We start from the raw sequence: 21,329 nt of genomic DNA on the forward strand, positions 1-21,329 counted from the left end.
TTATAGCGACTATTACCCATATTGTTGAAAGAAATAGCGTTACTTTATACGTTTACTGTTATTGCGTAGGCTAATTAAATAAATCCATCGCGGATTTTGTCATCGCCCTAACCCCAGTAAGGATAGTTAACGACATAGATAACCGGGTGCAAACTGACTTGAATGTAAACGTTTTAGTTTATTGCGCTGGTTGATTAAATAAATCCATCGCGGATTTTGTCATTGCCCTAACCCCAGTAAGGATAGTTAACGGCATAGATAAACGGGTGCAAACTGATTTGAATGTAAACGTTCAAGTTTATTGCGCTGTTTGATTAAATAAATCCATCGCGGATTTTGTCATAGCCCTAACCCCAGTACGGATAGTTAACTGATAATCTGGCGCAAACTGGCTAGAGTGTAAAGACGGCAATGTATCGCCAGATGCAACACTTGCTTGATACTGTTTAGGATCAACAGCGCCGAGCCAAAATAAGGTAATAGGACGTTTCTCTGGTGTAAGTCCATATAAACCAAAATCTTCACCCGCCATTACCGGTGGTGCCACCAGCACATTATCACTGCCCAATTCAGCCTCAATACTGGCTTTCACTTTAGCGGCTAATGTTGGGTCGTTGTAGGTTGAAGGGATCGTTTCATCGTCATGCACATACACCACAGGCATGAAATCATCTGGCAAACCAGCACTGATCGCAATACCTGTAGTAATACGTTTAATCGCCGCTATTTGTTGTTCACGAACCTTAGGATTATACGAGCGTAATGTCAGCTGCAACTTCACTTCATCTGAAATAATATTGTGTTTCGATCCGCCATGAATAGACCCCACAGTGACAACATTAGGCTCTAACGGTGACACTTCACGGCTAACTATGGTTTGCAGTGCAAGTACAGTGCGTGCAGCAAGTACCACAGGATCGATAGTTGAATGCGGATAAGCCCCGTGGCCACCCTTACCCTTTATGGTAATATCGACAGAATCAACGTTCGCCAAAGCATAACCGCTTACCGTGCCCACTTTACCCGCAGGAATTGACGCGCTCACATGCAAACCAATAATACTGTCGGGTGTTGGGAATTTGCTAAACAAGCCTTGTTTAAGCATCGCTTTGGCCCCGCCGCCCACTTCTTCTGCTGGTTGGGCAACCATCATTAAGGTGCCTTGCCAATCGGCTTTATGTTTAACTAATTGCTCTGCAGTACCAATCAAACTGGTCATGTGAATATCGTGACCACAGCCGTGCATAATACCAACTTTATTGTTGCTGGCATCTTGCGTTGTCACTGTGGACGCATAAGATTTACCAGTTTGTTCTATAATGGGTAATCCATCTATGTCAGCGCGGATCATCACCACTGGCCCCTTGCCATTTTGCAATATGCCAACCACACCGTAACCGCCAAAATTGTCTGTCACCTCAAACCCCAATTGTGCTAACTCTTGCGCCATCCGCTGACTGGTGGCTTTTTCTTGGTAAGACAACTCAGGGTGTTGATGCAAATGTAGATATAACTTTTCAAGTTTAGGTAACGCTTGAGTAACAGATTGATCAAGATCGCTCTGTGTTGCAATAGCATTAAATGATAAAGACGAAGCTGAAAACACTAACGCCAATAAGGGGTACGCAGCACGGGAGCAGATCATATTGTTATTCTTAATTGTCGGGAATTGAGTATGTTAACCTAGCATAAGCTTAAGCTACTTTGTAATTCGTTTTAGGTAATCTCAATTCGAATTAAGGGATAAAGTGATTAAATCAATAGGGATATAAAAACAATAACAAGGGAAAATAATGAAAATCATTACTGAAACACCAAGGTTGATTATCCGAGAATTTACCCTTGAAGATGCACCAGCAGTATTGCATTTTAATACACCAGAGCAAGTCAATCGTTACACTGGCGATGCAGGCGTATGTAATACCTTAAGCGATGCCGAAAACATCATTGGCAACATTTGGTTGGTGGAATATCAACAATACGGTTTTGGCCGTTGGGCGATGGTGCTTAAAGACACCAATACTGTGATTGGTTTTTGTGGATTTAAAAATGAAACCCGCATTAATGCCGTCGATATTGGTTATCGGCTCCATCCAGATTATTGGGGAAAAGGGTTAACTACAGAAGCTAACCAAGCCTGTATTGACTATGCCAAACAGCATATGGATTTAGACATAGTCTATGCCGATGTTGCAAATGCCAATAGTGCCTCGATAAACGTGGCCACCAAACTTGGTATGACCTACCACTCACAATATCAACATGGTGAATTTACGTTCAATCGTTACGAGATATCACTAAAAACTGTCTAGTCTCCAGAAGATAAATAAACGTCATGATGACTCCTGCCAATAAAAAATCCCTTCGTAGCCTAACCACTAAGGGATTTTTTAATGTTTAGCGTCCAAAATCTAACGTCTACTACATTTTTAACTGCACATTCGAGGTTATTTTAGTTGAACAAGCCAACACAAAACCTGCTGCTATTTCGTCAGGTGTTAACGCCATTTGACTGGTTGATTTGAATGTTCCCGACACAACCTGACATTTGCACGCGCCACAAACGCCAGAGCGACAAGCAGCGATAATCGGTAACTTTGCAGACTCGATGCCATCCAATAACGTTTGATCGCCCGTTAACGGAATGTCTTTATCGCCAATGCTCAACATAAACTGCTCGGTTGATGGATTACTTTCCAGCGCAGCTTTCACACCCATAGCACTGCTTTCACCAAAGCTTTCTTGATTGAACTGACTCATATCAAATTCAGCGGCTGCTAACAGTAATTTTACGTCGGCCATATAAGATTCAGGGCCACACACAAAAACGGTACGCTGCTGATAATCTGGTACCAATTTGATTAAGCTTTCTAAGTTTAAGCGACCAATGCCAAAGCCTGTAGCCTCATGTTTATCAGTGAGTACTTGGCTATTTTCATCTGACTTAAGCATATAATTAAGATTGAATTTTTGGCTTCGTGATGCCATTGATGCCATTGAATCTGCAAATATAATGTCATTGACCGTTTTTGCACTGTGCACGAATGCAATATCACTGTCGGTGGTGGTATCGCAAAGCCAGCGCGACATAGAATGCATTGGCGTAACACCGCAACCAGCACTTAAAAATAAATATTTATCGGCAGCAATATCGACCAAATTAAAGATACCGTCTGGGCCAGTGACCGTGACGTCATCACCCACATTTAAGGTGTCGGCTAAGTAATTAGATACTAAGCCATCCTCGATCCGTTTAACCGTAACGACCAACGAAAAAGGCCGCGAAGGAGAAGATGAAATAGTGTAACTGCGGTAAATTTTTTCACCATCTATATCTAACTTAAAGGTAATAAACTGCCCCGGTTTAAAATTAAACTTAACCGGTGTGAGTCCTTGAAATCGAAAACTCACCACGTTGTGGGTTTCATTCCATTTTTCAACACAGTGTAACTTTACCTCACCTCGTTGCCAGTTATTGGCAGCTAAAATAGCCTCTTGGGTTATTTGTGTAGCAGGTTCAACCACTGGCGGAGCCTCTTTTACAGGGGCAACCGATTTAGCCGCTTGGGCAGAAAGTGCTTGAGAAAAAGAAAAACCAACAGAGGGAGAGCTACTCATTTTGATACCTTTAACGCAGTAAAAAAGACCGAAGACGATATGGATAATGCCATATCGCCTTTTAATCGTTATCGTGCAAATACGCTTAACATAAATGCACGATTTTTATGGCTGATTATGCCACTTTCATCATTGCTTTTAAGTCTGACTCAACATCAGTAGTGCCGCGTAAACCAAACTGCTGCTCTAAAATGCTCATTAAATTGTCAGATAAAAACGCTGGAGCGGTTGGGCCAGTACGGATGTTTTTCACACCAAGCGATAGCAAGGTTAATAACACCACAATGGCTTTTTGCTCAAACCATGACAACACTAGGCTCAACGGTAAATCATTAAGGTCACACTCAAAAATATCTTTTAATGCTAATGCTAACTGAATAGCAGAATAAGCATCATTACATTGGCCCACATCTAATAAACGTGGTACGCCATTAATGTCACCAAAGTCTAATTTATTGAACTTGTACTTACCGCAACCTAAGGTCAAAATAATTGAATCGTCTGGTACAGACTTAGCTAAATCGGTGAAGTAATTGCGCTCTAATTTGTCGCCATCACAACCACCAATCAAGAAAAAGTGCTTAATAGAACCATTCTTGACGTTTTCGACTACGGTTGGTGCTGCTGCCATTAATGCATTGCGCGCAAAACCGATAGTGATCATGTGTGGGATTTCATCGTAAATAAAGCCTTCAAGCTCAAGTGCTTTGTTAATCACTTCGCTAAAGTCTTCACCTTCAACATGAGTCACACCAGGCCAACCCACAATGCTACGAGTATAAATACGGTCAGAGTATTCGCCTACCGTAGGGTCGATAATACAGTTTGATGTCATCACAACTGCACCAGGGAAAGTGGCAAATTCTTTTTGCTGATTTTGCCAAGCGCCACCGTAGTTACCGACTAAATGTGGGTATTTTTTAAATGCTGGGTAAGCAAGTGCAGGTAACATTTCGCCATGAGTAAAGACGTTAATGCCCTTGCCTTCAGTTTGCTCAAGGATAAGTTCTAAGTCTTTCATGTCATGGCCAGACACTAAAATAGCCTTACCTTTAACAGACTTGGTATTCACTTGTGTTGGTTCTGGGTGACCAAATGAAGTGGTTTCACCTAAATCTAACATCGCCATAATGCGATAATTTAATTGGCCAATTTCCATTGCTGTCGCAAACAATTTGTCTGCATCAATAGAATCTTCACCTAAAAATGCCATAATTTTATGGAACTCAGCCGCCACATCAACGTCAGTTTGATCTAATACGCGAGCATGCTCCATATAAGCTGCAGCACCTTTTAAACCGTATAAACATAATAAACGTAAGCCTAGAATGTCTTCATGTACGTCACCGCGATTAAGCAATGCAACTGGCGCTTGAGCTAAGATTTCAGGTTTTGAAGTAGCGAGTAATAGCTCACCTTGTGCGCTAACCATTTCAGGCTCTACGCCTTTTTCTTTACACGCTGCGATATACGCCGCTTTTAATTGGTCACGATAGGTTTGTGCCTGATAGGCATAATCAATTAAGCGTTCATCATCAAAGTTTACGTTAGTCAGAGTGGCAAAAAAGGCCTTAGGGACAAATGCGTCGATATCGCTGTCTACAATGCCAAACTCACGGGCTTTAACTGCGTAAGCAGACACACCTTGCAGCATATAAATTAATAAGTCTTGAATATCAGACGTCGACGCTAACTTGCCACACATACCTTGCGAGTAACTACAGCCGTTACCTGCTGGTGTTCTAATGGTTTGCTCACATTGCACACAAAACATAACTCTACTCCTCAAATGCTATTCATGTATAAAGTTTACATGTTATGGGTGAGTTTACTCTTTACTCTGTAAATCAAAACCCGTTTTTGCTGCCAATGTTGTATTTTATGAGCCATATCACTTTCAGCATTCACTAATATAAATGACCATTGGCGACATTAACGCTAAAACTGAATACGCCTAAAAGGCACTTCATAACATCCAGCATGAGTAGATATGCTTACCATCAAAATATTTTCCATTTAATTCATGAAAACACGTAGAATTAAGCGATTAAAGACTCTCAATCAGGATGAATAAATGAAAACCAAATTTAATGCGATTGCATCAGCCTTATTGTTATTATTTGCCCCTGCAGCAATGGCAGCTGATGTTGCAGTGATCACGTTAGAAAATGGCGCCAATGTTCGCTTAAAAGACGACTTCACCTGGGAATACATCATCACCGAAACGGTTACGCAACCTGTTGTCGTGACTCAAGTGGCGGCCTCGCCCGCTGCAATGGCAAAATCAGTATCATCTACGGCAACCACTGTTGCACCTATTGCAGTAGCAAACACGCCAACAGTTAGCGCTAAAACACCAGTTGAACCTTCAATTGCCCCAGCTATCGCCACAACACGCTTAACCGCTGCAGCAATGGCACAACCCAGCTTACTTGGCAGCACAGCTAAAGACGGCATAAAAGTGACTCTAGCTAACACGCAATGGAAAGGCGACAAACTCGGACTTGTGTTTGATTTTGACAGCACGAGTGACGATCACGTTACCGTCGTCAATGTTGAAGCCAGTTTTTTTGACGATCAAGGCGGTTTAATCAAAACCGAAACCATAGAAGCGTGGGAAGCTATTTTCCGTATGCCAGAAACCTATTTACGCAAAGGTCAGCACCGTCAAACAACACCATTTTGGGTAGAAGGTATTAATAAGCAACAATGGCAAAAGCAGTTAATCAGCTTAAAAATTATTGAAATAGAATCGCGCTAATAAAATCAATATTAGCGATTGTACAGCCCCTAGAGACAAAAAAGCCCAAATGAAATGCGATTTCATTTGGGCTTAATTCATTATTCACGTCAGTAACGTTAGTTCAGTAACTCATGCTCTTTAGGCAATTGCTTACTAATCCATAAAATCAATTTATGTTTACGATTCGGACCATCATCTTTATCTTCAGCTAATGGTTGGATTAAATTGTCTTGCACTAATAATCGATAAATACATTCCACTTTATCTTTTGGCGAAATGCCTTTACCAAAATCATCAAAACCACGCTTTTGCGCATATCCCACACCAATCTCCATCGCGAGCTTGAGCAGTTTTGTATCGTGCTTACCAGCTTTCATCTATCACCCTCATCGTACGTATCTATGGCTATTAAGCTACGCGAATATCCACAAATTGCCACTAAAATTACTGTCAGAGTGCGCTAAAACATAACCAAAATCACTATTAGTAATTTTAGTTACAAAATTTAATCTTAGTTAACCGTATTAGCCTTTGCCACAAGCCGAAGTCTTGGTATTGTACTAGGTTATACCAGCCCACTGAGCAACAGCTTATTTTTGGGGTTAGTACTATTTCATTCCGTTTCTATAACTTCTATTTATCGCAACATCTACAAAATGAATAGAGATAAAAACACCTAAAAGGGCCCAGACCCAAGGATACTTTAATGCGCAAAACTCTTATAACTACTGCCGTTAGCGCAGCGTTAATGCTCAGTGCATGTTCAGAGCAATCAACTGATACCGCAATGGCCAGCAAAACGGCTACAGATTCGGCAAAAACAATGACCAAAGCACCTGAAACTGTCGACAATGTATTATTAACTGCCAGTCCATTACCTTTTATGGCGCCTCAGTTTGATAAGCTTAAGACCAGCGATTATTTACCTGCCTTTGAGCAAGGCATGCAAGAACAAAAAGCACAAATTGCTACGATTACTAACAACAGTGAACCCGCTACATTTGAAAATACCATTGTCGCGTTAGAAAAAACCGGTGCCATCTTAGATCGCACTCAACGTGCATTTTTCAATCTTTCAGGGCTTATTTCAGACGACAACTACACCAGTATTGAAGAACAAATCGTCCCGAAACTAACCGCCCATCAAGACAATATCTACCTAAACCAGAAACTATTTTCCCGCATTCAAGCTATTTATAAAAATAAAGCGGCATTAACTGGCGAAGACTTGCGTTTAGTTGAAGTGTATTACGACCGCTTCGTACGCGCAGGTGCAGAGCTGTCTGCTGCAGACAAAACTAAAATGCGTGAACTAAATGGTGAATTAGCCAAACTGGAAACCAGTTTTTCACAGAACGTATTAAAATCATTTAAAGATGACGTGATTGTTATTGAAGATAAAGCCCTACTTGACGGCTTATCTGACAGCGACATTGCATCATTGGCAGCTGCGGCAAAAGATGCTGGTAAAACGGGTTACATGATCACCTTAGTGAACACCACCACTCAACCATTACTGTCTAGCCTTAAAAATCGTGATGTTCGTCAGCAACTATGGGAAACCTCTGCTTATCGCGCCATGGACACAAACGCGCCTTTAAACATCAAAATTGCTCAACTACGTGCAGCTAAAGCCAATCTATTAGGTTACCCAACATGGGCGGCTTACAGCCTAGGCGATCAAATGGCTAAAACCCCAGAAGCGGTTTACGGCATACTTGATGATCTAGCACCAAAAGCCTTAGTTAAAGCCAGAATTGAAGCGGCTGACATTCAAGCTGAAATCGTTAAAGACGGTAAAGACTTCAAACTTGAACCATGGGACTGGGCTTACTACGCAGAGAAAGTACGTAAAGCCAAATATGACCTAGATGACAGCCAAGTTAAGCCATACTTCGAAATGAATACCGTACTTAACGACGGCTTATTCTTCGCCATGAACAAGCTTTACGGCATCACAATTAAACCTCGTAAAGACTTACCTGTATGGCACAAAGACGTATCGGCATATGAAGTCTTTAACAAAGATGGCAGTGCCATTGGTTTATTCTATCTAGACCCATATGCTCGCCAAGGTAAGCGTGGTGGTGCATGGATGGACGAACTGGTTACCCAGTCATTCTTGAAAAACACCAAGCCAGTAGTGTATAACGCGTTAAACATTCCTAAGCCAGCCGAAGGTCAACCAACCTTAATGACATTCGACGAAGTAAGCACCATGTTCCATGAGTTTGGTCATGCTATTCACGGATTGTTCTCGCAAGTTAACTACCCTAGCCTAGCAGGCACCGCTACTGCACGTGACTTTGTTGAATTTCCATCACAAGCAAACGAAGACTGGAGTATCGACCCACAAGTATTAGCAAACTACGCTAAACACTACAAAACTGGCGAACCCATTCCTGCTGAGTTATTAGCAAAAGTATTAAAATCACATACCTTTAATCAAGGTTTTGGTACTGTTGAATACTTAGCAGCTGCGTTACTGGATATGGAATGGCATTCAATTGCTGCGGGTACTGAAATTACCGATGTTGCAGCATTTGAAAAACAAGCCTTAGCAAAACACGGTTTAGATTACACTCCTGTACCTCCTCGCTACAAAACCACCTACTTTAGCCATAGCTTTGGTGGTGGTTACTCAGCGGGTTACTACGCATACTTATGGACTGAAGTGTTTGCTGCTGACGCATTCTCTTTCATGATGGATCATGGTGGATTAACCCTAGAGAATGGCCAAAAATACCGTGACACTGTGTTATCAAAAGGTAACAGCCAAGACCTAATGCAAGACTACATCGACTTTGCTGGTAAAAAACCATCGACTGACGCCTTATTAAAGCGTCGTGGTTTGGTAAACTAAGCAAAATTTGTTGTCGCAACCTCTGTCACTGAACGCGATTAACGACAGAGGTTGCAAATAAACGCAACGAAACGGTTATAGAACATAAGTGTTAAATCGCGCTGAAAGAGCAAATTTTACGCAAACGCAGGCCTTTTTGAGTGATATTGCACATTTGTTGCGCCATCGCACACATCAAGGCTTTACTTTTTCGTGAATACCCTTATTATTCACCGCGTTCGGAGGGATGGCAGAGTGGTCGAATGCACCGGTCTTGAAAACCGGCAACGGTTTATCCCGTTCTAGGGTTCAAATCCCTATCCCTCCGCCACATTAAAAACAAAAAGGCCTTATCGAAAGATAAGGCCTTTTTGTTTGGGCGAAAGATAGGACTTTGAACCCACGGGTTCCTCTTTATTACAAGCAAGCTATCCCTCCTCAAGATAAAAGACAAAATGCAAAATCGGTAAATATAGGGCCTTTTTATTTGGACGAAAAATAGGACTTTGAACCCACGGGTTCCTCTTTATAAAAGTTCGCTATCCCTCCGCAAGAACCAAGAACAATACGAAAAAGTATCATCAGGCATTGCAAATTAATTATGGGTGTCACGATTAATTTCCAAAATACCACTACCGCCAAAAAGTAAATGCCTACAGCATAAACTATACCGATAAATATGGATGTGGCATCGGCCAAGTCCAACAAGCGATTTATGCCTTGCAAACAGCGCAACGCATAAATACTAAAATATTAGTTGCTTCTCGATACTTGATGACATTATAACGTTGTAGCGCTATGATGTTGTTTCCGATTTTATGGAGACATAATCATGAGTAATTTATCAAAACGTTCTACCGTTTATTTTGAGCCAGATATACATCAAGCTTTAAAAATCCGTGCTGCCTCAGCCCACTTATCAATTTCAGAGTTAATAGATGAAGCTGTTCGTTTATTAATGCGTGAAGACCAAGAAGATCTAGCTGCTGTATCAGCAAGAGCTAATGAGCCCGATCTTTCATATGAAGATTTACTAAATGATTTGAAGTCACATGGAAAAATATAGAATTACGTTTAAAAAATCAGTGGCTAAAGATTTACGGGTTATACCTAACAACGATATAAAAAAGATTCTAAGTAAAATAGATGCATTAGCTGTAAACCCTAGAGGTGAAGGCTGTATAAAGCTTTCAGGTCAAGAAAATTACAGGGTTCGTCAGGGCTTGTATCGAATCGTGTATGAAATAAAGGGTGATGTACTTGTAGTTAACGTAGTAAAAGTCGCTCATAGATCTCATGTGTATAAAAGCAACTAACAAGCGACTATGGCGTCAACATACACTTGACCTTAAGTATTAAGACCTACAAAAAATCTATCTAATGCTATGTCTTTTATAGATTTTCTCTGTTTTGACTTTTGTGCGTTTCTTATTATATAGCAGACAGCCCAATTTATCTTTTCTGTTATTTCTGACCAGGCCCGATGACAGATACATTCAAAAATAGGCAGCTGCCAAACGTCCACATTCTTTGCTGCATTAAACAGCGAAACAGAGGGCATAATCTGAAGGGCAGTGCTGTGTCTAATGATAAGTGCCAGCAGGCTGGCCCATACTAGGACATCAACTGTCGCTTTCTGCGCGGTGGCAAATCGCTTCCAGTTTGTATGGGATTTCAACTCTTTGAACAGCAGATCAACCTGCCAGAGGCAGCGGTAAATTACCATAATGTCATCGGCTTTATTTATTGCTCATGTTGATTTGTTTGGCGACAATTATCTGTTCAAGAAATGGGTGGCATCGTTTTCCTATTAATCTGTTACGGGTAATCGCGTTTGATCACTCTATAAGTCGATTAACAATTTCCTCTTGATAAGATTTAACCGTAGAGAAGCTGTGTATTTCCATAAATAAGTCCGAGGCCGTTTGCTTAGATACACCTGCTAAATTAACCCCTTTATACAGTGCGGGTAGCGTGTTTTGTTTTATGGCGTTGTCTGCAATTATTAAATTTAATTTTACGACACGGGCCAACTCTTCTTGATAGAGAAAAAATTGCCTTAAATGTGTATTCTCTATTTTGGCCGTTTTAGATCTGTCTATCGTTAGGATTTCATCTATTAGGCGGTTTAATCTACTGCGAAACTCAATCGCTTCATCCATAACTTCAAGCCATTTTATGTCAGTATTTGATAACAAAGCCAAAAAGAACAATGTACGGGCTTTGTTATAATTAATGAACCCTGGCCACATAACATCTTCACTAGAAATACTAAGAGCCCTATCAAACTGGTCACATGCAGATTTTAAATACATGGTCACATCTTCTATCATTAACGGAGATATAGAGCCAATAGCTTTGTGGACCACACTAAGACCTTCAAGTGAGAGAATATCGATATTCCCCATATTTAAGGACTCTCTGAGCAAGTGCATGCCCTTTTTGTTGTAATATAAGCCAAGGTAATTGTGATAAATTGTTTTTGTGACCGGATTTCGCAGTATAGGGCCACGAACATGAAGAAGATCTGCATGGATATTAAAATTACCATCAGCAACAAAATTCTGGTATGAAACAACAGCTTTAAATAACTTTATTGATTCAGTAATTTGAATTGAATTTCCCTTGCTTATCGAATGCAGTATGTCACGTTGCCTATCTACCTCTGTTAATATCTTGTCCATCCGTTGTTTATAGCGTTTTTTGTCTGTATCAGAAGCATTAAAAACAGCAGGAAATAACACAATGAGATCAATCATATACTGCAACGTATCAGCAAACAGAACAGCAGTTCCGGACTCTTTTTTTAACTTAGATTCAACGGAATCGAATAGTGCTTTGTCTAGTGCTTTTTCGTCTTTAGACTTGAATTGATTTATTAACTCTGGAAGTGAAATGACATAGTGCTCATTATCAAGAATGTTACCTTCCATTTTGCTTATATTGTTCACACTATCGATGGATGTATATGTCCTGACAGCGATAAAAAGGGCTAATAGTGCAATGCAGAACCCAACTGTCGACATTGTAAAACTCAGTAAATCTTTGCCCTCTTTAAGGTAATATATCCAAACTGCAATACACGAAGAAAACATGACAAGTATAAAAATGGCAAAGTATATTATTTTTGAAGTACGCATTTATCTTCCTAATATTATTATGTTTTTACGTATACACAGAACTAAAACCTAACACCACAGAACGCTTTAGCGCATAAAACCAAGAAGCCTGTATTGATAAAATGTCGTTCATCACACCCATATCATTGAGGATAAATTATACCCAATGATAATATGTTGGTTTTTCATTGAACCATGATCAGATACCATCTTGTAATCACTAAATCATATAAAAATCTCAACATCATTAGCGGATTACAACCTGACACAATAAAACAGTCTTAAAACCAGAGTTCAACTTGAATATTGTAAAGCTAATGCTAACTCTCTATTGGACATTTCCGAGTTAGATCATTAATTCTAATTCGTGAGTTTCAGGTTAAATTTTCTATGTGTAACGCCGCATTAAGCAGACTAAAACAGTGGGTTATACTGCGGGTCAAAGTTCAGCATAACCCACTGTTTTATTTACATTTAAATGTCTTTTTATAAATATGGTTACGATGAGCTCTCAATCTTCTCCTTCATCGCACAATATCCAATTCGGGAAATATTCTGACTGTGAGATTGTTCTAATACTGTAAAACGAACAAAGTAAAAGAGAGACATACAACAAAGAGAAAACTTACTTTTTGGCTCCATTTCTTTCCATTTGATGCCCTCATCTAGCCCAAACACGCCTAAATCATGAGCTAATTTATGAATAGATTGACGATGTTCCGATGAAAATGAACCGTAAAAGTTATTTATACGATTTTTGTCAATGGACTGCTCAAGGTTATGAGCGAAATCATTACGAATTTTACCTAAATTCGTTAATGGAGCTTTAAGAGCTGGTGAGATCCCTAAAGCCAAAGCTAAATTTACCCGAGAAAAGTAATCTAATTGCATTGCTTTTAAATAGGACGGCTCAGGAAACGAATTTTCAAGGAAGTTAGTGATTAGATATTCGATATGAATGTGAGTGTAAATGACGGACTCAATGTCAGTTTTATTGAGCAGTAAATCTTTAAAGTCTATTTCATTCATACCAAATTCCAATAATATTTAATCGTGGTAGAGCGGGCCATTACTGACCCGACCCCACACAGATCCGGACGTGCGGAACTACCGCATCCGGCTCTTCAGTTATATATTCACTCGTGTAAAACACGACCCTAGTACCAATCAACCAGCACTAGACGCTTACTGACTTTTGGACTCTCAATTCTAAAATACTCTAACATCTTCTTGAAATTACTCCAGTTGTAACTTCGTCGACCACTGCGTCTGTTCAGCCATTTGTACAAGTTATGCAGAACATAATCGTATACGTAGCTCAGGCTTCGGCTGTTGTCGGGAAGACCAAAATAGTTTCTAAACCCTGTTAATTTACGTTTTAACCAAAACATGGCTAACCAAAACATGGCCACCCACCCCAATTGGTTAAATGTCAAACACTCAACTAGGCTTAGTTACCTTTAACTCAGACAGGTAATCTAAGATGGCCAGACCAAGACAAACTATCGTTAGTTTAGAAGATACGCCTTATTATCACTGTTGTTCTCGTGTGGTACGTAAGGCATTTCTATGTGGAATTGATAATTCAACAGGTGAGAACTTTGAGCATCGGCGTGAGTGGGTCGATTCACGCATTCTTGAGTTAGCGACCATCTTTGCTATTGATATCTGTGCTTATGTCGTGATGAGTAACCATTTGCATGTAGTATTGAAAGTCGATGCTGACAAAGTAAAACAGTGGTCAGATAAAGAAGTGCTAATTCAATGGCACAAGGGCTTTAAGGGCACGTTGCTCACGCACAAATACCTTAAAGAGGAAGACCTTAACCAATTTGAACTTAAAACGATTAATGAATGCATTACCGAATACCGTAAGCGCTTAATTGATATCAGTTGGTTTATGCGCTCACTCAGTGAGCCTATAGCCAGAATGGCCAACAAAGAAGATAAGTGCACAGGCAGATTCTGGGAAGGAAGGTTTAAATCTCAGGCTTTGCTTGATGAAGCCGCAGTTTTAGCCTGTATGGCTTATGTCGATTTAAACCCTGTCAGAGCCAAAATGGCTGCAACCCCAGAAACCTCTGATTACACCAGTATTCAGCGCCGTATCAATTCAGCAATGAAAGGCGAGCAACCACCTGAGTTATTACCGTTTGTGGGTAATGAGCGACTCAATATGCCTAACGGGCTCATGTTCAGCGTGAAAGACTACATTATACTGGTTGAAGATACCGGTCGGATTATTCGAGAAGATAAGCGTGGCGCCATTAGCTCAAGCAGTCAGGACATACTGAATAGACTCAACATCCCCGCAGAAAATTGGCTTAAAATCACCACTGAATTTGGTACATTATTTAAAGGCGCTGTCGGCGCATTACCTGCCTTAACCGAATACTGTGAGCATTTGGACCGAAAACGACGACAAGGCGCTGCAAATTGTCAGCGCTGGCTGTGCGCTTAAGCATTAATTCTTGAAAAACCACCATCTTCCTTATACTTGATTGATATCAAGATATTCTGCTGTGCTGAATTTCTTAGAGGACCATAAATCACTCATTTAACGATAATATTTTAGCCATATCGATAAAAATTGATGAGTTGAACACATCGACCGTAACCCTCGCCAAAGCCATGAAAAAAAGTTATGTTATTTGTTCCAGAAATGGGTGGCATCGTTTTTCCACTAATTTTTAGCATCTAATCTTGCCACAAATTAACATACCCACCCAATCCGACTTTGGTGCTAAACCACCGCTTATAAAAGACGAACTGTATATTTTTTGATATCTTGCTTGCTAATAGTTTACCCAATTATTTGTACTGATATACTCAGCTTTATCCCAATTGTTATCATACTGTGTACTAATGCCTGTAATCACTCCTAACTTACCCCGTAGCCCTAGTTTTTTGCAGTCTCTTATCTGTTTCAGCGTGATTATCATCACCATTGCTGCTGGGCTTTTTGCTCTAGGGATCAGCCTGCACATACTGATGTTTTTGTGTATTTTGTGGATTGGGCTTAACGCTTTTAGTCTTGGCTATGGCTATATACACATACGTGAGTTAATGACTAACGCGCTGAGCAAAGCGATGCCTGCCATTTATATCTTTATATTGATCGGCATGGTGATTGCCAGTTTTATGCACAGTGGCACCATCGCTACGCTTATTTATTATGGCCTTAGTGGGTTGAGTCCGAGTTTGTTTTTAGCAGTCGGTTTATTACTGTGCGCCTTGATGTCGGTCGCAACCGGAACATCTTGGGGTACCGTTGGCACGCTAGGCGTGGTTTTTATGGGCATCGGCTCTGCCATGAATATCCCCCTGCCTTTAGTCGCAGGTATGATTGTTTGCGGTGCAACTTTTGGTGATAAAATGTCGCCGATTTCAGATACCACAAACCTTGCCGCTATGAGTGCTGGCACCAATATTTATCGACATATTTACGCCATGCTGTTCACCACAACGCCCACCTTTATACTCACATTTATCATATTTTTAGTGATAGGATTTAACTATGGTGAACAAAATCTAGATTTAACAGAAGTCACCTCAATTCAAACGGCACTAGCCAATACCTACAGCCTTACGCCACTGATTACATTATTACCCCTGATTTTGCTCGCGGTGCTGAGCATTAGAAAAGTGCCCGCAGAAGTGACGATGTCATGCAGTATTATACTCGCAGTGCTAATCGCTATTTTTTATCAAGGAGAGAGTGCTATCACAGTGCTTAATGCGCTGTGGGAAAATACACCCGAATCAACGGGTATCGCCAATGTAGATGCTTTGCTGGGTCGCGGTGGCATTAGCAGTATGATCTGGACCTTACTGTTGGCGTTAATGGCTATCGCGCTAGGCGGCATTTTGCATGGGGCGGGATTTCTCACTGCACTATTAGCCGGTATCATAAAAAGAGTGCAACGCACCGCTACCCTTATTGCCACAACGATTATGTCCGCCTTCTTAGGTAACATTGCCATGGGCGAGGCTTATATTTCGATAATTCTAAGTTGCCAGCTGTTTAAGCCTAAATATGAGCAACAAAATGTTGAAGCTGCCGTTCTTTCGCGTTCAGTGGAAGAAGGGGCGACTATGACCACAGGCCTTATTCCGTGGACTACGGCCGGTGCCTTTTATGCCGCCACTTTAGGGGTAGACGTACTTGATTACGCACCCTATGCATTTTTCAACTACCTCAATGCCATCATTTCAGTGGCAATGGCCGCTTTTGGCATTGGTCTTCTCAAACCGAAAACCAAACCCGCTTCGGCAGTGTTCACTTCAAGGGAGTGATATTCACATGACTGGCGATTGTAGACACTTTTCCTGAATAACTCACAGGTGTTTTTTGGGCTAAACCATAAAGCCATGTATATGATCGATTGATAACAAAAAGCGCTTAATTAGTGCTGCGTTAGCTATTAATGCAGCACTTTTGTCGAATAATTACATCTGTAAGCTACACTGAAATACTCGAGTTAATTACCTGACGCTTAAGTACTTTACTAAAACCCACTATCAATTGTTGTGGTTAAATTAGGCCGGCACGTTAATAAAGATGGACTCAGAATCTATTACAGGGTCAATGTCTCTATTTTTATATGAGTATGGATCTTAATAACATATACTTTACCGGTCTCCGTTCAGCTAAATATTTACACGATAAGAACTTCTCCTTTGATGCAAATGAAACCGCTGCGCAAATGATGATGTACAAACCACCTTGTTTTTTTATTAACTGCTTAATTAAGGCAGGTTGATCTTTCAAGGTTATTTTTACAGCGAATTGTTGGCCATTACTCACATATATACAAAGCAGAGACTTTGAGGTGTCGTTATTCTACATAAAAAGCCGATAACGCCGTAAAAATGGTCAACAAGCGCTGCCCGAAGGGTCGAACAAAATTCAACCAACAAAGATCAATAGGCCCTAGTACCACTCAAAATGGAGTTGGTCTCCATATTCGTTATTTCGAATAGGTAAATATTTTAATTATGAAATTTAAATCAAAAAAATACAGTATCGACTCAACCGATTATCAAGTTGGTCAAGACAATATTTTAAAGTGGGGCATGGATGTCCACAACACCGTGTTCACCGTTTCTGTCGGTTTATCCATTTTATTTATTGTGGCCCTGCTGGTTTTTCCTCCCGCAGATGCCAAAGCTGCCATTGATTCAGTCAAGGCTGCCGCTCTATCTCACTTTGATTTCGTGTTCATGTGGACAGCTAACATTATGCTTATTTTTGCCATTGGGATTGCCTTTTCCCCATTAGGAAAAATTCGCTTAGGCGGTGATAGCGCCACCACTGATTACTCGACAATATCTTGGATATCCATGCTATTTGCCGCTGGTATGGGCATTGGCCTTATTTTCTGGGGCGTGGCAGAGCCAACAGCGTTTTACACCGATTGGTTTGGCACCCCGCTCGGCGTGGCACCATTTACACCTGAAGGTCGTGAATTAGCGCTCGGCGCCGCGGTATTCCATTGGGGCTTTCATGCTTGGGCTATCTATGGCATGACCGCGCTCTCATTGGCATATTTTGTTTATAATAAGGGCTTACCGCTTTCAATGCGCTCGGTTTTCTATCCCATGCTAGGTGATAAAGTCTGGGGGAAAACCGGCGATGTCATCGACATTATGGCGGTACTGGTTATTTTGTTCGGCCTTGCTACGTCACTGGGTTTAGGGGGGTCTCAAGCGGCCAGCGGAATAAGCCACGTGTTTGGTTTTGAAAATAGTCTTTTTCTGCAACTGACAATTATTCTACTCATTATGGGGCTGGCTATTATCTCTGTGGTTCGTGGCATGGATGGCGGGGTTAAACTGTTGAGCAACATCAACATGATTATTGCCTTTATATTTCTTGGCATTATTAGCGCCCTTAATTTCACAACTGTCCTTGATTCATTGGCAACCGCCGTTGTCGGTTATGTCAAAAACATCATACCACTGAGCCAGAACTCTGGCCGTGAAGACACCAGCTGGTTACACGGTTGGACCGTATTCTACTGGGCCTGGTGGATAGCCTATGCGCCTTTCTTTGGTATGTTTGTCGCGCGAATTTCGCGTGGTCGCACCGTACGTGAGTTTCTGGCTTGTGTGATGATTATCCCCACCTTAGTGACCACAGCTTGGATGTCTTTTTTTGGTGGTATTGCGATTCAACAAATAATAGATAAAGTTGGCCTGCTAGGAACAGAGCAAGGTATTACCGACGTTTCCTTGAGTTTATTCTACATGCTTGATGCGTATCCAATGGGTGATTTGCTGTCCATTATTGCGGTTATATTGATTATCGTGTTCTTTGTGACGACCTTGGATTCCGGCTCCATAGTGGTCGATAGCATGACCGCTGGGGGTAAGTTGGAATTACCGATGAAGCAAAAGATAGTGTGGGCGGTTATCTCTGCGGTAATCGCTATGGTGATGTTGTGGATTGGCGGTACTGACTCTATTCAAGCGCTTCAGTCGGTGACCATTATTGCAGCACTTCCGTTTGCTATTATTTTAATACTTGCTTGTATTAGCTTAGTGCTCGGCATGTTTACTGAGGTAAAACGCCGCAGTTAAGCGCCAAGTAATCTGCTTAATCACTATGAAGGGTTTATCATTGATAAGCCCTTTTTATTGCACAGAACGCCCCTTCGCTTAAATCCGTCTTATAGAAGTCACACGACTCTAATCTTATATTTCTTTTTAGTAAGAAGTGAGTTAACCCATGTCGCAACTACAGATGTTCAAGTATTTTTCGAACATTGATGCCCCCGTCTACAAGGTGATGATTGTCGTATCCGACGTAGTGGCGCGCCGAAGTAATGGCAGGTGTAGGCATGTTGCGATGAATCGTCTCCAGTCAGACACGACCTTGAAGAAAGGAGTAAGAGCAAAACAAATGAAAGCCAATCGCAACACCGATTACCTTGAAAAAGTTATTTTTGGCAAGTGAATTTTCATGCTCTTACCCTGTTGATGTAACTGGTTTTACTAAGCCCATAATTGAATAGCCTAAGACAAAAGTTAATGAAACCTTGAACCAAAAATGCCAGTCGCTTACGATGGCGAATTATTGTATAAGTAATTAGAGACTTTACAATCAACGAAATGGATAACCACGACAACAATAAAAGGATAACAACGATGTATAAGCAGATATCTATTATCATTTGTAGCGCAATTTTTTTAGCAGGTTGTACTGGTACTGTGCCTACATTGGGCGTCAGTAATGACAAGTTAACACCGTGTCCAGAATCACCTAATTGTGTTAATAGCCAACAATCTGCTGCAGATGAAGAGCATTATATTGAACCAATTGAGTTCGTCGGCACACGTCAACAAGCGCAAGTGCGCCTTTTACACATACTAAAAGCTGCAGAGCGAGCAAATATCGTTGTGGTCGAGGACAATTATATTCGCGTGGAGTTTACCTCTCAGATAATGCGCTTTGTTGATGATGTGGAGTTTTATTTTCCAGCAACAGCATCCGATAAAATAACCATACATGTTAGATCGGCTTCACGTATTGGACGCTCAGATTTTGGGGTTAATCGTGAACGAATAGAAAAAATTAGACACGAATTTAAACCACTTTAAAGACTGATAATCACAATATTACGATAGCTTTTTTTAATGCCATTTTAGCTAAAATGGACTCGATAAAAGCTATCAATAATTTGGCAGTTAACAGTAATGCTAACGAGGCATTTCTTATCACGAGGTATTATTAATTTGATTAACCTCGTTAATTTTAGGTCCATCAATTATGGTCTTATCAACAGTTGTCTCACCAACGTTTGGAGTAAAAATGAACAGTAAAATTATTGGGATTGTACTTGTTATTGCGGGTATTTTTTTAGCGTTGTGGGGCTACAATATTTATGATGCTGCCAGTTCTCAAGTAACCAGGGCATTAAATGGTGATACCCCTATCGAAGCGTGGGCTGGAATGGCCGGCGGAATTATTTGCGTATTAATTGGTATTACAAGGTTAAAGTAAATGTGTTGTCATTAAATACTGAGCAAAGCATTCAAGGATAATCATTTCCCTTTATGCCAAAACTCAGATTTAGTGCAACATAACCTACGTGTGCAGCCAGCTCATTAATAGTCGAATCCGACAAATTTAAACAACTGATCACGCTTATTATCACTATGATCTAAAGAACGCTGTAAAAATGCCATTAATGGTCACTACTACTTTGTGTTAACTCATCACTTAATAACCTTACTCACTCAACTCATCATTGAGTAAATCCAATCTATCCTGCCCCCAAAATGGTTCATTTTGGTACACGTAAGTGGGTACGCCCAACAAGCCTTTCTCAATAGCTTCTATTGTATTTACTTCATATATTTCATCAATTTCACTTGATAAAGCTTGCTGTACAATGCTGTCGGTGTCGATATTAAGCGAGGTTAATATTTGTCGAATAACTGTTTCATCAGCAATGTTTTGCTCTTGCGCCCAACATGCTGCAAGTACATTACCAACAAATTCGCTAGGATTTTGCCCTACTTGCTGCAGGGCTATAGCGCATCGGTCGGCTAGACTGGGGTCTGCGGGGAAAAATGCTGGATGCAGGTTAAGGGATAAATGACGTTTTTTAGACCAACGGGCGAGTTCAATTAAGCGATAGTCTTGTCTAGCTTGTGGGCGCTGCTTAACCGGTAACACGCCTAATTCGGCAAACAGTTTGGCTAATTTAATCGGTTTATAATGGATGTTAGTTTTGTGCTTATTCGCCAACGCAATAAAAGTGTTATGGCCTAAGTAAGCGTAAGGAGAAAGGCTAGTAAAGTAATAATCTATTGCTGTTTTCATGGTTCACATTACCTTATATTAATAGGGCTACTCAGCTGACCCCATTATTTTGTTTTAAATTTATCGTTAAAACAGAATATTGCATTGAGATTTTAATCACTCGTTACAACAACGGATACTGGTGGGATTTAAGACGTTAATCAAATTTATAATCACAAATAAATAGGCAACTAGCCA

At 40.7% G+C, this 21,329-nt stretch carries 17 protein-coding genes, 1 tRNA gene and 1 pseudogene; 11 read left to right on the forward strand and 8 right to left on the reverse strand.

The features are described from left to right. Window positions 1–298: 298 nt before the first annotated feature. The gene (locus tag ABIS04_RS17300) at window positions 299–1,645 is read right to left on the reverse strand and encodes a M20 family metallopeptidase (protein ID WP_140235220.1); all 1,347 of its coding nucleotides are present in this window, start codon (window positions 1,643–1,645) and stop codon (window positions 299–301) included. A gap of 148 nt (window positions 1,646–1,793) precedes the next feature. Between ABIS04_RS17300 and ABIS04_RS17305 the strand changes: the two genes are divergently transcribed. Further along, a complete protein-coding gene (locus ABIS04_RS17305; RefSeq protein WP_140235221.1) occupies window positions 1,794–2,312 on the forward strand; it encodes a GNAT family N-acetyltransferase in 519 nt (172 codons plus the stop codon). Between the two features lie 109 nt (window positions 2,313–2,421). On the opposite strand, the gene ABIS04_RS17310 is transcribed toward ABIS04_RS17305, so the two are convergent. Together ABIS04_RS17310 and hcp are read right to left on the reverse strand one after the other, a co-directional pair. Beyond that, a complete protein-coding gene (locus ABIS04_RS17310) occupies window positions 2,422–3,618 on the reverse strand; it encodes a hybrid-cluster NAD(P)-dependent oxidoreductase (protein WP_350431862.1) in 1,197 nt (398 codons plus the stop codon). 115 nt (window positions 3,619–3,733) lie between these two features. Then, window positions 3,734–5,392, reverse strand: a complete 1,659-nt coding sequence (hcp, locus tag ABIS04_RS17315) for a hydroxylamine reductase (RefSeq protein ID WP_350431863.1) — start codon at window positions 5,390–5,392, stop codon at window positions 3,734–3,736. A 300-nt stretch (window positions 5,393–5,692) separates the two neighbouring features. Between hcp and ABIS04_RS17320 the strand changes: the two genes are divergently transcribed. Then, window positions 5,693–6,379, forward strand: a complete 687-nt coding sequence (locus tag ABIS04_RS17320) for a DUF3157 family protein (protein ID WP_350431864.1) — start codon at window positions 5,693–5,695, stop codon at window positions 6,377–6,379. Window positions 6,380–6,477: 98 nt separating this feature from the next. On the opposite strand, the gene ABIS04_RS17325 is transcribed toward ABIS04_RS17320, so the two are convergent. Continuing rightward, a complete protein-coding gene (locus ABIS04_RS17325; RefSeq protein ID WP_137225004.1) occupies window positions 6,478–6,738 on the reverse strand; it encodes a DUF5062 family protein in 261 nt (86 codons plus the stop codon). Between the two features lie 446 nt (window positions 6,739–7,184). Between ABIS04_RS17325 and ABIS04_RS17330 the strand changes: the two genes are divergently transcribed. From ABIS04_RS17330 to ABIS04_RS17345, 4 genes are all read left to right on the forward strand, one after another. After that, complete coding sequence (locus ABIS04_RS17330; RefSeq protein ID WP_371833648.1) at window positions 7,185–9,224, forward strand: M3 family metallopeptidase; 2,040 nt, start codon at window positions 7,185–7,187, stop codon at window positions 9,222–9,224. Window positions 9,225–9,444: 220 nt separating this feature from the next. Continuing rightward, window positions 9,445–9,534 (forward strand) — tRNA-Ser (locus ABIS04_RS17335). A gap of 501 nt (window positions 9,535–10,035) precedes the next feature. Next, window positions 10,036–10,269: a CopG family transcriptional regulator gene (locus tag ABIS04_RS17340; RefSeq protein WP_350431867.1), complete on the forward strand. Its 234-nt coding sequence runs from the start codon at window positions 10,036–10,038 to the stop codon at window positions 10,267–10,269. Then, complete coding sequence (locus ABIS04_RS17345) at window positions 10,256–10,519, forward strand: type II toxin-antitoxin system RelE/ParE family toxin (RefSeq protein ID WP_350431868.1); 264 nt, start codon at window positions 10,256–10,258, stop codon at window positions 10,517–10,519. The genes ABIS04_RS17340 and ABIS04_RS17345 overlap by 14 nt, the downstream gene beginning before the upstream one ends. A 32-nt stretch (window positions 10,520–10,551) precedes the next feature. On the opposite strand, the pseudogene ABIS04_RS17350 reads toward ABIS04_RS17345, so the two are convergent. The 3 genes and pseudogenes from ABIS04_RS17350 to ABIS04_RS17360 form a co-directional block, all read right to left on the reverse strand. After that, window positions 10,552–10,941: pseudogene (locus ABIS04_RS17350) on the reverse strand (IS4 family transposase); the annotation flags it as partial. 100 nt (window positions 10,942–11,041) lie between these two features. Continuing rightward, window positions 11,042–12,343, reverse strand: coding sequence for a hypothetical protein (locus tag ABIS04_RS17355; RefSeq protein ID WP_350431869.1), 1,302 nt, complete (start codon window positions 12,341–12,343; stop codon window positions 11,042–11,044). Window positions 12,344–12,820: 477 nt separating this feature from the next. Then, window positions 12,821–13,351, reverse strand: a complete 531-nt coding sequence (locus ABIS04_RS17360; protein WP_350431870.1) for a hypothetical protein — start codon at window positions 13,349–13,351, stop codon at window positions 12,821–12,823. Window positions 13,352–13,805: 454 nt separating this feature from the next. On the opposite strand from ABIS04_RS17360, the gene ABIS04_RS17365 reads away from it, so the two are divergent. From ABIS04_RS17365 to ABIS04_RS17385, 5 genes are all read left to right on the forward strand, one after another. Beyond that, window positions 13,806–14,783 carry a transposase gene (locus tag ABIS04_RS17365; protein WP_350431871.1) on the forward strand — a complete coding sequence of 326 codons (978 nt, stop codon included), beginning with the start codon at window positions 13,806–13,808 and terminating at the stop codon, window positions 14,781–14,783. A 404-nt stretch (window positions 14,784–15,187) separates the two neighbouring features. Further along, window positions 15,188–16,618 carry a Na+/H+ antiporter NhaC gene (nhaC, locus tag ABIS04_RS17370; RefSeq protein ID WP_350431872.1) on the forward strand — a complete coding sequence of 477 codons (1,431 nt, stop codon included), beginning with the start codon at window positions 15,188–15,190 and terminating at the stop codon, window positions 16,616–16,618. 702 nt (window positions 16,619–17,320) lie between these two features. Further along, window positions 17,321–18,904: a BCCT family transporter gene (locus ABIS04_RS17375; RefSeq protein ID WP_350431873.1), complete on the forward strand. Its 1,584-nt coding sequence runs from the start codon at window positions 17,321–17,323 to the stop codon at window positions 18,902–18,904. Between the two features lie 567 nt (window positions 18,905–19,471). Next, complete coding sequence (locus ABIS04_RS17380; RefSeq protein WP_350431874.1) at window positions 19,472–19,924, forward strand: DUF1499 domain-containing protein; 453 nt, start codon at window positions 19,472–19,474, stop codon at window positions 19,922–19,924. A 211-nt stretch (window positions 19,925–20,135) separates the two neighbouring features. Further along, the gene (locus ABIS04_RS17385) at window positions 20,136–20,327 is read left to right on the forward strand and encodes a DUF3185 family protein (protein WP_137224992.1); all 192 of its coding nucleotides are present in this window, start codon (window positions 20,136–20,138) and stop codon (window positions 20,325–20,327) included. Window positions 20,328–20,555: 228 nt separating this feature from the next. Here ABIS04_RS17385 and ABIS04_RS17390 read toward each other — a convergent pair whose 3' ends face one another. After that, entirely contained in the window at window positions 20,556–21,152 is a 597-nt protein-coding gene (locus ABIS04_RS17390) for a 2-hydroxychromene-2-carboxylate isomerase (RefSeq protein ID WP_350431875.1), read from the reverse strand. Window positions 21,153–21,329: the final 177 nt, after the last annotated feature.

Origin of the sequence: Shewanella sp. H8 (assembly GCF_040285065.1) — a bacterium.
Lineage (GTDB): Bacteria > Pseudomonadota > Gammaproteobacteria > Enterobacterales > Shewanellaceae > Shewanella > Shewanella polaris.